The 12,425-nt window shown below is 60.9% G+C and carries 12 protein-coding genes; 7 read left to right on the top strand and 5 right to left on the bottom strand.

The features are described from left to right. Positions 1-220 precede the first annotated feature (220 nt). On the top strand, positions 221-817 hold the full coding sequence (locus ACQZ5Y_RS10085) for a DUF1134 domain-containing protein (RefSeq protein WP_003513975.1): 597 nt from the start codon (positions 221-223) through the stop codon (positions 815-817). A 143-nt stretch (positions 818-960) separates the two neighbouring features. Continuing rightward, positions 961-2,160 (top strand): coiled-coil domain-containing protein, encoded by a 1,200-nt coding sequence (locus tag ACQZ5Y_RS10080; RefSeq protein WP_013636734.1) that lies wholly within the window; start codon positions 961-963, stop codon positions 2,158-2,160. An 84-nt stretch (positions 2,161-2,244) separates the two neighbouring features. On the opposite strand, the gene ACQZ5Y_RS10075 is transcribed toward ACQZ5Y_RS10080, so the two are convergent. Together ACQZ5Y_RS10075 and ACQZ5Y_RS10070 are read right to left on the bottom strand one after the other, a co-directional pair. After that, positions 2,245-3,117, bottom strand: a complete 873-nt coding sequence (locus ACQZ5Y_RS10075) for a TrmH family RNA methyltransferase (protein ID WP_174049917.1) — start codon at positions 3,115-3,117, stop codon at positions 2,245-2,247. Beyond that, positions 3,107-3,499: a hypothetical protein gene (locus ACQZ5Y_RS10070; protein ID WP_003513978.1), complete on the bottom strand. Its 393-nt coding sequence runs from the start codon at positions 3,497-3,499 to the stop codon at positions 3,107-3,109. Before ACQZ5Y_RS10070 ends, ACQZ5Y_RS10075 begins: the two co-directional genes overlap by 11 nt. A 38-nt stretch (positions 3,500-3,537) precedes the next feature. On the opposite strand from ACQZ5Y_RS10070, the gene ACQZ5Y_RS10065 reads away from it, so the two are divergent. The 4 genes from ACQZ5Y_RS10065 to rpoH all read left to right on the top strand — a co-directional run bounded on the left by ACQZ5Y_RS10065 (position 3,538) and on the right by rpoH (position 6,737). Further along, positions 3,538-4,560 (top strand): RluA family pseudouridine synthase, encoded by a 1,023-nt coding sequence (locus ACQZ5Y_RS10065; protein WP_003513979.1) that lies wholly within the window; start codon positions 3,538-3,540, stop codon positions 4,558-4,560. 2 nt (positions 4,561-4,562) lie between these two features. Continuing rightward, positions 4,563-4,811 carry a hypothetical protein gene (locus ACQZ5Y_RS10060; protein WP_003513980.1) on the top strand — a complete coding sequence of 83 codons (249 nt, stop codon included), beginning with the start codon at positions 4,563-4,565 and terminating at the stop codon, positions 4,809-4,811. A 33-nt stretch (positions 4,812-4,844) separates the two neighbouring features. Next, complete coding sequence (locus tag ACQZ5Y_RS10055) at positions 4,845-5,669, top strand: class I SAM-dependent methyltransferase (RefSeq protein ID WP_112402913.1); 825 nt, start codon at positions 4,845-4,847, stop codon at positions 5,667-5,669. A 165-nt stretch (positions 5,670-5,834) separates the two neighbouring features. Continuing rightward, positions 5,835-6,737, top strand: coding sequence for an RNA polymerase sigma factor RpoH (gene rpoH, locus ACQZ5Y_RS10050; protein WP_003491840.1), 903 nt, complete (start codon positions 5,835-5,837; stop codon positions 6,735-6,737). A gap of 252 nt (positions 6,738-6,989) precedes the next feature. On the opposite strand, the gene ACQZ5Y_RS10045 is transcribed toward rpoH, so the two are convergent. Beyond that, positions 6,990-9,293 carry a hypothetical protein gene (locus tag ACQZ5Y_RS10045; RefSeq protein WP_174049919.1) on the bottom strand — a complete coding sequence of 768 codons (2,304 nt, stop codon included), beginning with the start codon at positions 9,291-9,293 and terminating at the stop codon, positions 6,990-6,992. A 70-nt stretch (positions 9,294-9,363) separates the two neighbouring features. Next, a complete protein-coding gene (locus ACQZ5Y_RS10040) occupies positions 9,364-10,662 on the bottom strand; it encodes an adenylosuccinate synthase (RefSeq protein ID WP_003513983.1) in 1,299 nt (432 codons plus the stop codon). Between the two features lie 241 nt (positions 10,663-10,903). On the opposite strand from ACQZ5Y_RS10040, the gene ACQZ5Y_RS10035 reads away from it, so the two are divergent. Beyond that, positions 10,904-11,791, top strand: a complete 888-nt coding sequence (locus tag ACQZ5Y_RS10035) for a DMT family transporter (RefSeq protein ID WP_025594357.1) — start codon at positions 10,904-10,906, stop codon at positions 11,789-11,791. A gap of 53 nt (positions 11,792-11,844) precedes the next feature. On the opposite strand, the gene ACQZ5Y_RS10030 is transcribed toward ACQZ5Y_RS10035, so the two are convergent. Continuing rightward, positions 11,845-12,378 (bottom strand): transglutaminase-like cysteine peptidase, encoded by a 534-nt coding sequence (locus tag ACQZ5Y_RS10030; protein WP_174049921.1) that lies wholly within the window; start codon positions 12,376-12,378, stop codon positions 11,845-11,847. Between the last annotated feature and the right edge of the window lie 47 nt (positions 12,379-12,425).

Genomic DNA, 12,425 nt, shown 5'->3' with positions numbered 1-12,425 from the left:
ACGGTGTGGAAATTGTTAAGCCATAATGACACCATATTTGGTAAACCGATTGTTAATAGGATGGTTTCAAAATGCCAAATGCCTTAACAGGCCACCCTGGAGCGCCCTGCGTCCGTTCGGACGTATAAAGGATGCTCTGGAACTTTGAATCTTCGCATGGGCCCTGCCGAAAATCGATTCGGATTTTCGGGCTGATGCACCAACGAACAGACGGACGGACATGACGATGCGCCTTACGAAAACCCGCACCATTGCACGCCTCGGACTGGGAAAGATTTTTGCGCTCCTTGCCAGCCTTTTGATGTGGGCCGCACCGGCCTCGGCCCAGAACAGCGATCAATATTCTTTTCAGGAAGTCGTGGATGCAGGCCACGGATTCTTCGGTGAAACCACCGGCGGCCTCGCCAAGGTGGTGGAACGCGCCTTCCAGCAATACGGTCTTCCGAACGGTTATATTTTGGGGCAGGAAGGCTCCGGCGCTTTCGTCGCGGGCCTTACCTATGGCGAAGGCACGCTTTATACCAAGAATGCCGGCCAGCATCCCGTCTTCTGGCAAGGCCCGTCGCTCGGCCTCGATTACGGCGGCCAGGGCACCCGCGCCATGATGCTGGTCTACAACCTGCCTTCGGTCGATTCGCTTTATCGCCGTTACGGCGGCGTCAGCGGCTCGGCCTTCATCGTCGCCGGCGTCGGCATGACCTATCTGAAAAGCAGCGATGTCACGCTGGCACCCATTCGCACCGGCATCGGCGCGCGCCTCGGCATCAATGTCGGCTACCTGAAGCTTACCCAGGAACCGACCTGGAACCCCTTCTGACGCTGAGATGGGGAGGCACTCTTGCGGCTCCCCGCGCAATTGCCTTGGCGATACCCCTCCCAACGGTTGCAATAATAGCGTAACGTGCTCTCGCGCTCCTCTTTCCGAATGCGCGCGTATCTGAGTTTCGGAGACTGTCTCGCGTGATTGAATATGCCATTCTTTTCGGATTGGGTTTTCTCACCGCAACCCTGCTGGCCTTGCTGATCGCGCCCGCGATCCATCGCCGCATCGTTGCCTATACGGAAAACCGGCTGCGCGCGACAATGCCCATCAGCCCCCAGGAAGTTCGCGCCCAGAAGGACATGGCACGCGCGCTCTATGCCGCCGAAAACGCCAAGGTTCGTCAGGAACTGGACACCGAACGGGAAAAGAACACCTCGCTCCGCCTCGCCAACGAGGCAGCATCCAGCGACGCCTATCGCCTCGGCGAGCAGAACCGCGGCCTTTTGCTGAAAATCGAGGAATTGACGCTGGAAATCGGCGAATTGCGAGGCGCCCTCGACGCCAGCGAGGAACGCGCGAGCGCAATACAGGCAAACCTTCTGGAGCAGGAACAGGCCGCAAATGCGCGTGCCGGCCAGATGTCTGAGATCACCGCTCGCCTCACCAATCTGACCCGCGAGCTGGATGATTCGAAAATCCTCGCCGCCACCCGCGATCTGGAGGCCGAGCAGGCAAAACAGACCGCCTCGCGTTTCCGCAAGGAGGGCGAAACGGCGACCCGCGAATTGCAGGATGTCGCTGCCCGCAACAAGGAGGCCATGACGGCGGTTGCGCGCGAAAGCCGCAAGGTCACCCGGCTGGAAGAACAGATCGCCAGTGTCATGGCAAAAAATGCCGATCTCGACACCATGCTGACCCTGCGCAATCAGGAGGTTGCCCGCCTGAAGGAACAGCTTGCCGCAACCGGCGGCCGCGCCGACGACATGATCATTCGTCTGCCCAACCCCGCCGTACTGAACGGGGAAACCGCAAGCCAGCCGCAGAAGGCGCCCGTCCTGCCCGAAATCGCGCCCGTGGTTGCGGCAGACACTGCACCGGCCTCAACCGCCCTCGAACCGGCAGTGCCGCCGCCGGAAGGTCTGGAGCAGGAGATCGAGGATATCCGCAATCAGGGAACGGCACTCACCGAACGCCTGCTGAATGTGCGCGGCACCGGCAACGACGAACCGATCCGTCGCGAAATCGCCCGCATCGCCGCCCAGATGATTGCGCTCACCGCAGCGCAGGAGGGCGAGAAATCGCCGATCCCGGGGCTGCTTGCGAAAGCCGCCGCCTCGACCGGCCGTGAGAGCCTTGCGAAGCGGGCGAGTGTGTTGATGGAGAAGCGGAAGGGTTGATACCTCTACGCCTTTGCGTATGCGGCTCACCCCCTTATGCCCGGCAGGGCAGAGGGGGGTAAGCCCCACGCGCAAAGGGTAAACCTAAACCCGCCCTATCGCCCCCGCCATCTGATAAAGCGCCAGCCCCGAAGCCGTCCCCGCATTCAAACTGTCCAATTGCGGCGACTGCGCAATCCGGGCGGTATGGAACCGAGACAGTACCGATTGCGGCAACCCCTCGCCTTCCGTGCCGATGACCAGCGCCATGCGCTCCGAACGTGGAATATCGCGAATCTCGGTCTCGCCATTCGGCGAAAGGCTCCAGATCGCAAAACCGGCCTGCGAAAGCCGCTCCAGCATCTGCACCGCACCACCGCCGCGATGATAGGGAACCGAGAGAACGGAACCGACGGACACCCGGAGCGCCTTGCGATAGAGCGGATCGCATGAAGTCTCGTCCAGAAACACCGCATCGGCATAAAAGGCCGCGGCGTTGCGGAACATCGCACCCAGATTGTCGTGGTTGGAAATGCCGCAGCCCACCAGCACCAGCGACGAGGCGGGAAGCGCGTCCGTCAACCCGTCCAGCGTAATGTCACGCACCCGGCGGCCGAGCGCCAGAATGCCGCGATGCAGGTGAAAACCGACAATGCCATCCAGCACCGGCGCTTCCGCCACATAGACCGGCACATCGGGCGGAAAATCGGCAAGGATATCCGCGACGCCGGAAAGCCGGTTCTTGAGGATGAGAATGCTTTCCGCCGCAAAGGCACCATCCGCCTTGTGGGCGGCGGCCAGCATGCGCAACACAACCGTGCCTTCCGCGATGAAACGGCCCTGGCGACCGGTGAGATCACGCTCGCGAATATCGCGAAAGGCGGCAATGCGCGGATCGGCCGGGTCTTCGACCGGGATCAGAGCCCGACCGTCCAGGAGCGCATGCACGCCCGCCGGATCAATATCCTCACTGGGCATCGACCGTCACATCGGCGAGAAACCGGCCGGCCGCGACGTTGAAGACCAGCGCCTTGCGGGTGCCGTTGGCAAGCTTGCCGTAAAACAGCATGTCACCGCCGGAATAGCTGACATTGTCGATTGTAAAGCCCTGCGGCAGGCTGGCGGTCACGGCAAGCGGTCCGTTGCCGGTGGGAACCGCCAGATTTTGCGGTACGCTCTGCGTTACAACGGTTTTCGATGGTCCTACCGCCTTGTAGACAACCGCGCCGAACACAGCCATAAGGCTGATGAACATCACGGAGCCCGACACGATCTGCAAACGGATCATCTTGCGGCGAACTTTATCCATGGCCGGATCAAGCGGCTTGTCTTCCTGTTCGTCTTGCTCGATGTGCGTCATCGGGTTCCCTAGAATGCTGATTGATCGGAAAAATAAGAATGAACGACCCCTTTAAACAAGGCGGAGACGCAAGGAAAGTCCTGATTGCCGGCGAAGACGCCGAAGGCCGCATCGATGTGTGGCTGGCGGGCGAAGTTGGCGGCGATCTGTCGCGCAGCCGCCTGAAAGCCCTGATCGAACAGGGTGCCGTTTTATTGAACGGCACGCCGGTGACCGAGCCGAAAAAGAAGGTGCACCCGCACGACCGCGTCGAGATCGTCATGCCGGAGCCGGAAGACCCCGAACCCAAGGGCGAGGATATCCCGCTCGATGTGGAATATGAGGACGACGACCTGATCGTGCTCGTCAAACCCGCCGGTCTCGTCGTGCATCCCGGCGCCGGCAACTGGACCGGAACGCTGGTCAACGCCCTCATCTATCATTGCGGTGACAGCCTCTCCGGCATTGGCGGCGTGAAGCGCCCCGGCATCGTGCATCGGCTGGACAAGGAAACCTCCGGCGTCATGGTCGTGGCGAAAAACGACAATGCACACCGCCATCTCGCCGCGCAATTTGCCGATCACGGCCGCACTGGCCCGCTGGAACGCGCCTACAAGGCCGTCGTCTGGGGCCGACCGCGCACGCTGCGCGGCACCATTGACGCCGCACTCGGCCGCGGCGCCGACCGCACCAAACGCGCCGTCAAGCGCGAGGACACGGACGATGCCCGCGAGGCGATAACCCATTACGAGGTTATGGAACGTTTCCATGAAAAGGCGGACGCGTCCTGCCTCGCCTCGATGGTGGAGTGCCGTTTGGAAACCGGCCGCACCCACCAGATCCGCGTGCACATGGCCCATATCGGCCATCCGCTGATCGGCGACCCCGAATATGGCGCGGCCTTCCGCACCAAGGCGAACCTGCTTGAGGAACCGGCAAGAAGCACCGTCAACCGCTTTCCGCGACAGGCGCTGCATGCCTATCTCCTGGCCTTCGAACACCCCCGCACCGGCGAGGTGATGGAATTCGAAACAGACATGCCTGATGATATGGAAGAACTGCTCATCGCCCTGCGGAGCTGAAAATGCCGCACGGCGAGGTCAAAAAAACCACGCCGTGCATCTTGCCGGAAGCCACGGAAAATAAAAAGAGATTAGCGGATAGCGATATTCCCCACATGGTCTTTCTTGTAGACCGCCCCAATTCCGCTTCAATCGTCGCACCTCTTCGAACCCCGGAAAGCTTGAAATCGTCACCGCGAATGCCGTGGCCGGACCTCTGGCTTGCCGAAAGACAGACGTTGCAAGGAACGCCGTTTTATCCGCAGAGCTGAACGGAACCGGCATGACGACGGGATCTATCGCGCATGAACACCGATGAACGCCAGTTTATCTTTCAGGAATTACGAAGCGTCGAAGGCTATATCGACCCACCCGACGCGCTTGTCTTCAAGGCGCTGCTGCAGGCGCAGACAAGGGACGGCCTGAAGGGCGGCATGGCGGAGATCGGCGTCTATTATGGCCGCTCCTATTTTCTGCTGCGCAAATTCGCGCAGCCGCAGGAAAAGGTTCTGGGCGTCGACCTGTTCGAACTCGACCCACCCTCGGACGGAAGCCTCGACCAATATGACCGCCTGATGGAAAACGGCAGGCGGTTGGGTTTTGCGATGGATGAGGACTTGATCATCAAGGGCGACAGCACCCGGCTCGCACCCACCGATATTACGTCGCGGACCGGTCCCGTCAGGTTCTTCAGCATCGACGGCGGGCACCACCTGCACCATGTGCTGGCGGACGCGAAACTGGCGCTGGAGGTGATCGCCCCGTACGGCGTCATCGTCTTCGACGATACCTTCAACCCCGCATGGCCGGAAGTGACCGTTGGCGTCGCCGATTTTCTGCGCACCCACGGCCACAGCCTCGCCTGCTTCGCCATGACGAAATACAAGACCTATGTCTGCCGCCGGGAATTTCACGCTGTCTACGCGGACGCGATTGCCTCTGGCCCCGACTTGCAGACACTCGATCATGTCGAAACGGAGTTTCTCGGCTCCCGGGTCGTTCGCCTGCACAACCCCACCCGCCGGCGGGTCATGTATGAGTTGATGGTGCGCTCCGGTCTCGGTGGTTTTTCGGAACGAATTTACCGTTCGAAAGTTAAACAGGTCAAAGAAGGTGTCGCCGGGACATAACGCATGTGTGAACGCTGTGTTCGCTTGAAACGCGGCGGGTGCATACATATTTGTTACGTGGGTTCGTGCGGGGTCGGTAACGACCCGCCACTAGCGGTGTGCCTTGGGCGAGTAATCGCCAATCGATGAGGGTGCCGTTCCAGACCATAGATAAGGGGGTGCTTTATGGCCCGCAATAGTTTGCCTACAATTACGGCCGGCGAAGCCGGTCTCAATAGATATCTCGACGAAATCCGTAAATTCCCGATGCTGGAGCCGCAGGAAGAGTACATGCTTGGCAAGCGTTACGCCGAGCATGGCGACCGCGACGCCGCTCACAAGCTCGTCACCAGCCACCTGCGCCTTGTTGCCAAGATTGCCATGGGTTACCGCGGTTACGGCCTGCCGATTGGCGAAGTCGTGTCCGAAGGCAATGTCGGCCTGATGCAGGCGGTGAAGAAGTTTGATCCGGAACGCGGTTTCCGTCTGGCCACCTACGCCATGTGGTGGATCAAGGCTTCGATCCAGGAATATATCCTACGTTCGTGGTCGCTAGTGAAGATGGGTACGACTGCCAACCAGAAACGCCTGTTCTTCAACCTGCGCCGGCTGAAAGGCCGTATCCAGGCGATCGACGATGGCGATCTGAAGCCGGAACACGTCAAGGAAATCGCCACCAAGCTGCAGGTTTCCGAGGAAGAAGTGATCTCGATGAACCGCCGCCTGCATGGCGACGCATCGCTGAATGCGCCCATCAAGGCATCCGAAGGCGAATCCGGCCAATGGCAGGACTGGCTGGTGGACGACCATGAAAGCCAGGAAGCCGTGCTGATCGAGCAGGACGAGCTGGAAACCCGCCGCCGCATGCTGGCCAAGGCCATGGGCGTGCTGAACGATCGTGAACGCCGCATCTTCGAGGCCCGCCGCCTTGCCGAAGATCCGGTGACGCTGGAAGAACTCTCATCCGAGTTCGATATCAGCCGCGAACGCGTGCGCCAGATCGAGGTTCGCGCCTTCGAGAAGGTTCAGGAAGCGGTGCAGAAGGAAGCCCTCGAAGCCGCCCGCGCGCTGCGCGTGGTGGATGCGTAAGGCTCGGTCTTTTTAAGAGAGCGGGGCTGAACTTATCGGCTACGTCATCCTCGGGCCTGTCCCGAGGATGACGTCGGAGTAATTGGCTCGACTGCCATCCCATCTCACTCCCCTTGGTGTCCGGCGTGACGAGAGAGTGAGATTCTTTGCCAGTAAATTTCTAAGCCCGCAGATCGCGAGATCTGCGGGCTTTTTATTTGCAAGACATAAGGAAGAAATGAGGGGACCGGCTTTAGCCGATCCCCAAGATCATCACTGACCGGTAGCGGGCTTTGCAGCCGCCCATTCGCGTAGCGCCGTGTCGAAGGCGGCGATGCCGTCATTGCCCTTTTGCAAGGTCAGAAGCGCACGGCGGCCGTTGCGGTAGGAAACCGGGATGTCGATCCAGTTGCGGCTCTTCAACAGCTCCAGATTGGTCTTCATCGCATCCGGGAAGTCGTTAAGCGCGATCATGTGGAAATCGTCGGTGATCTTGGCCGGAACCGCGATCAGGGCGTTACCACGATCCTGCTCCGTGCTCTTCATCGCGATACGCTGGACGCTGTCGATCGCGCCGCCTTCGAAGCCGGGCGAAACCGAGAAGACGATCTCGATCAGATGGCTTGCCGGAAGCGAAGGATCGGTGTTGCGCTTGAAGGTGATGAGCGCGCTGAGGCCGCGGCCAGGAACCGTGATCTGGCCCTGCACTGTTGCGGACGGACGACCCTCATTGTCGTTTTCCTGCTGCAAGGACCAGGAAACGCTGCCCTGAATGGCGGTCGGAACCGTCTGGCCCAGCACTTCCTCGTAGAGGAACATGCGGTCGCCCGTGGCGGCAGCGGCCGCAGCAGGCGGCTGTGCCGGCGGCGTACCAGCCGGAGTACCCGCAGCCGTATTGGCCGGAGCCTCGCCTGCAGGCGGCGGCGCAACATTCTGCTCATAGACCGACTGGCCCTCCGCCGTGACGGGCTGGCCATTGGCGCCCGGCGCCGGCCCCTCGTCGCGCTCGGTCCCGTCGGCCAGAAGCCGCTGGGTGAACTTCGTGCCGGTGACGGACCCGTCATCGGCATGCGGCTGCGCCTGATGGTTGGTGGGGCTTGTCGTCGGCTGCTGCCCGCTGGCGGGCGGCTGCTGGGCAGCTGGCGGTGTGGATGTCGGCGTTTGCGCCGTATTGGCTGGAGGCGTCTGGGTGCCGCCATCCTTCTGTGCCGATTGCACCAGGCCGCCGACCATGTCGTTCAGCGCATCACGGTTCAACCAGAGCGCATAACCACCACCGGCAAGAAGCCCGGCGCCCACAAGCGCAAGTACCAGCGAGGCATAATTCCGGCGCGGCTTCTTCTTGACCATGTAAGCGGGCGTCGCGGCACCAGCACCGAGAGCGGGCATTTCGTTCGTCGTTGCCCGGCTGGAAGACGATGCGCCGTCATAACCGATCAGCTCGTCCAGATCGTCCCAGGGCGTGCGCTCCTTGTTGTCCTTGGAGGCACGGTCATCGAAGGGATCGTTATCGGCGCGCGGCAACGCAGGCGTGGCCTTCGGCGGGATCGCGAGATCCGTGTCCTCGAAATAGGACGAGAAGTCCTCGACGACAGCAGCCTTTTTCGGGGCCGTGTCTTCGGTCTGCCGGGGTTCGGAAAAATCGTCGTGCCCGCCAAAAATCGGATCGTGATCGGCAGCAGCGCGGTAACCGGCATGCTCGTTCCCGTCGCGCCGCTCAGGCTCGAAGCTGACATCCGGGGCCTGATAGTGCTGCGCGGAATAACCGGCGACGACGGAATGGTCGTCCCTCTCGTGGCGCACTTCGGCCTCGGCAGCCGGGCGAACATCCTCGTCCTGCGCTTCTTCGAGCTTGCGCCAGTCATCCTCGTCAACCGGCTGCGCCCAATGGGGCGGCACGGAATCATCGGCATGGGGGGCCGCCGCTTCAGGCGCGATATCGTCAACGCGCTCGTCCTCCGGCTGATAGGCCGGCTCTTCATGCGCGCGGGTGAAATAGGTACCGGCTTCGTCGTGAGGACCGGCTTCATGAACCGGCGCGACACGGGCCGGTTCGGGTGCGTCGTAAAGCTCCTCCGGCTCACGCGCGCCGTAATGCTGCTCCTCATGCGGGATTAAAGCGGCGACGGGTTCCTCGGGGAGAGGCTCCTCTTCGCGGGCCGGTTCTTCATAAACCGGCTCTGGCTGGACAGGATAAACCGGCTCCGAATGTGCGGGCACAACCGGAGCAGGCTCTTCCTCCACCGGCTCGTACCGCTCGGCGGCATGAACGGCAGGCTCTTCGGCAACGTCCTGCGGATGATAGACAGCATCCGCCTCTTCCGCCACGGGGGAGAAAGCATCATCCTCCTCCAGTGCCGGCAAGGCCTCGGCATATTCACTGTCCACCTCGGCTATGGCGGCGTCCAGCTTGGCGATCTGCCGGCGCAACAATTCTTCCGGCGGACGTGGCTTCATATTCTCGAGCTGGCGCACAACCGCACTGCGCGCCTTGTCGTAAACCTTCGCCCGGTTTTCGGGAGTATTGTTCGCCAAGCCATCCACGGCCTTGCGAATGACTGCTACAAAATCCGCCATAAGCACTTTCTCGTCGTGACCGGCGACGTACCGGCCCGATATGGTTTATGAATCTAGATCGCCGAGGACATTAGTCCTCAAACGGATCAGTCACAAGTATGGTGTCGTCACGCTCCGGACTTGTCGACAGAAGCGCGACAGGCGCCCCGATCAGTTCTTCCACCTGACGGACATATTTAATTGCCTGAGCAGGCAAATCCGCCCATTTTCGGGCGCCGACGGTAGATTCTTTCCAGCCTTCCAGCGTGACATAGATCGGCTCGACACGAGCCTGCGCACCCTGGCTTGCGGGAAGATGATCGATTTCCTGCCCGTCGAGCTTGTAGCCGACGCAGATTTTCAGCTCGTCCAGACCGTCGAGAACGTCAAGCTTGGTGAGCGCGATGCCGGTGATGCCGTTGGTGGCGACCGACTGGCGCACCAGCGCTGCGTCAAACCAGCCACAACGACGCTTGCGGCCGGTAACGGTGCCGAACTCATGGCCCTTTTCGCCCAGGAACTGACCGATTTCGTCATGCAGCTCGGTCGGGAAAGGACCTTCGCCAACGCGGGTCGTATAGGCCTTGGTGATGCCGAGAATATAACCCAGCGAACCCGGACCCATGCCCGAACCGGCAGCGGCCTGACCGGCAACCGTGTTGGAAGAGGTGACATAGGGGTATGTGCCGTGGTCGATATCGAGCAGCGAGCCCTGCGCGCCTTCGAACAGGATGCGCGCACCGGCGCGGCGCTTCTTGTCGAGCAGCAACCATACGGTTTCGCTGAACGGCAGGATGCGTTCTGCAACCGAGCTCAACTCTTCCATGATGGTTTCATGCGAAACTTCAGCAGCGCCGAAGCCGCGACGCAGCGCATTGTGATGCGTCAGGATGCGATCGACCTTGGCGGACAGCGCCTCCATGTCGGCCAGATCCATGACGCGGATGGCGCGGCGGCCGACCTTGTCTTCGTAGGCCGGGCCGATGCCGCGGCGCGTGGTGCCGATCTTGGTGCCGCTGTTGGAGGCGGCGTCTTCGCGCATGCCATCAAGTTCGCGGTGCAGGGAAAGAATGAGCGTGGCATTGTCTGCAATGCGCAGGTTTTCCGGCGTAACCTTTACGCCCTGCACTTCCAGACGGCCGATTTCAGCGATCAGCGCATGCGGATCGACCACGACGCCGTTGCCGATGACGGCGAGCTTGCCCGGACGCACGACGCCGGAAGGAAGAAGCGAAAGCTTGTAGCTGATGCCATCGATGACAAGAGTATGGCCGGCATTGTGGCCGCCCTGATACCGCACGACGACATCTGCCCGCTCGGACAGCCAGTCGACAATCTTGCCTTTGCCTTCGTCGCCCCACTGCGAGCCGACCACCACAACATTCGTCATTTCTTGCTTTCCTGCTCATGGCGCTTGCGCGCCCGATAACCCGATGGGAAACCCAAACCCGCGAATGTATACTGCGTTGTTTTACGGAAAGCGACCCTGTTTCTTATGGTGAATTTTGCTTTTTCCGTGACAAAACGTCGAATTCCGCATTATCTCGCCCCTTGGGGGGACAAGCGCGGACACAAGGCCGCTTTTCACCCCTTAGCCTTTTTCCCGCCCCTTGAAGAAGCGAAACATCAGCGTGCCTTCGAAAGCCTATCTCGCCCTCATCATCGCCACGCTCTGCTGGGGTGGCAATACCGTTGCCGGAAAGCTCGCCGTCGGCCACATCAGCCCCATGGCGTTTACCTTCCTGCGCTGGGTTTTGGCCGTCGCCATCATCTTCGCCATTTCCGTGCCGCAGCTCATCAAGGACTGGCCGGTGGTGAAAAAACGCCTGCCTTACTTCTTCGTGCTCGGCAGTATCGGTTACACCGCCTTCAACGTCTTTCTTTATACCGCGCTTCAGCACACCTCCGCCATCAATGCCGCCGTCATCCAGGCGGGCATTCCCATGGTCATATTCGTGCTGAACTTCATCCTGTTCCGCACTCGCGTGCTGTTCGGCCAGATCGCCGGTTTCTGTCTTACCATTGCCGGCGTGGCGCTTCTCGCCTCGCATGGTGATCCGGTCTCGCTGCTGCAACTGGAGATGAATGCCGGCGACGCCATCATGCTGCTGGCGGTGCTGGTCTATGCCATCTACACCGTCATCCTGCGCTGGAAACCAATCGTGGACTGGCGCACGCTGATGGCGATCCCAGCCTTTTTCGCCCTCCTAACCTCAGTCCCGCTGGTCTTTTGGGAAATCTCACGCGACAACGTCGTCTGGCCCGATCAGAAGGGTTGGGTGCTGGTGGTCTATGCCGCCATCTTCGCGTCGCTCATCGCCCAGATCCTGTACATCAAGGGCGTGGAGCAGATTGGCGCCAATCGCGCCGGCCTTTTCATCAACCTCGTCCCCGTCTTCGGCACGCTTCTCTCCGTCATCGTCCTCAGCGAAACCCTGCATCCCTACCAGATCGCGGCACTGGTGATGGCGCTGGCCGGCATTGCCGTGGCGGAACGAAAAAAATCGCCGGCTTCCTGATCCCGTAAGGGTCTGGAAAACCGGCGCAGTCTGGCAGGCATGAAAAGTTCGGGTTAGAGCGCGGTTTCGCGCTCAACCGGAGAGAAAGCGGCGTTGCCGAGCACGATATCGCCCTTGTCTGTGGTGACAACAAGCACCTTTTCGAGCGATCCGTCATCATCAAGCAAAAAGGCAAGGCGCAGTGCTGCGGAAGACCAGCCGGCACCGGCCAGTGCCGTGCGCTTGATCGCGGCACAATCGCCACAATCATTGGCGCTTACCGAAGGCGTTGCCGGAACATCGGCTGAAAAGCCGGAGAAATAATCATCGAGTGCGCCCATGGTGGCGTTCACATCGCGGTTGACGCGCAGCAGTTCATCGCGGCGTTCGCCGGTCAGCGGCGCGGCAATCGTCGAAACGCACTGGCCGGCGGACAGAACGCAGCCATCGAAACCGCCGGGCGCCGACATACCGATCTGTGTTAAGGCGCTCTTTTCGGCTGCGGCAAAGCTGCGGGCAAAACCGGCGGCACCAGCCGCATCGGCATGAGTGGACATGGAAGCAATGGCAATTCCGCAGATGGCGGCAGCAATAATCTTCTTCAGCATTTTCATACCCCGTTTGACGATCCGCCGGCTTGTGCCGGTCTCGATTT

Source organism: Agrobacterium sp. A3-95 (genome assembly GCF_053521785.1).
Note: the sequence above shows the minus strand (reverse complement) of the source record. Positions and strands in the feature narration are given on the sequence as shown.

Excerpts from the sequence above, each read along its gene's own strand:
- ACQZ5Y_RS10085 (WP_003513975.1), top strand. The coding sequence starts at position 221 with ATGACGATGCGCCTTACGAAAACCCGCACCATTGCACGCCTCGGACTG.
- ACQZ5Y_RS10075 (WP_174049917.1), bottom strand. The coding sequence starts at position 3,117 with ATGCCCAGTGAGGATATTGATCCGGCGGGCGTGCATGCGCTCCTGGAC.
- ACQZ5Y_RS10070 (WP_003513978.1), bottom strand. The coding sequence starts at position 3,499 with ATGACGCACATCGAGCAAGACGAACAGGAAGACAAGCCGCTTGATCCG.
- ACQZ5Y_RS10065 (WP_003513979.1), top strand. The coding sequence starts at position 3,538 with ATGAACGACCCCTTTAAACAAGGCGGAGACGCAAGGAAAGTCCTGATT.
- ACQZ5Y_RS10060 (WP_003513980.1), top strand. The coding sequence starts at position 4,563 with ATGCCGCACGGCGAGGTCAAAAAAACCACGCCGTGCATCTTGCCGGAA.
- ACQZ5Y_RS10055 (WP_112402913.1), top strand. The coding sequence starts at position 4,845 with ATGAACACCGATGAACGCCAGTTTATCTTTCAGGAATTACGAAGCGTC.
- rpoH (WP_003491840.1), top strand. The coding sequence starts at position 5,835 with ATGGCCCGCAATAGTTTGCCTACAATTACGGCCGGCGAAGCCGGTCTC.
- ACQZ5Y_RS10045 (WP_174049919.1), bottom strand. The coding sequence starts at position 9,293 with ATGGCGGATTTTGTAGCAGTCATTCGCAAGGCCGTGGATGGCTTGGCG.
- ACQZ5Y_RS10040 (WP_003513983.1), bottom strand. The coding sequence starts at position 10,662 with ATGACGAATGTTGTGGTGGTCGGCTCGCAGTGGGGCGACGAAGGCAAA.
- ACQZ5Y_RS10030 (WP_174049921.1), bottom strand. The coding sequence starts at position 12,378 with ATGCTGAAGAAGATTATTGCTGCCGCCATCTGCGGAATTGCCATTGCT.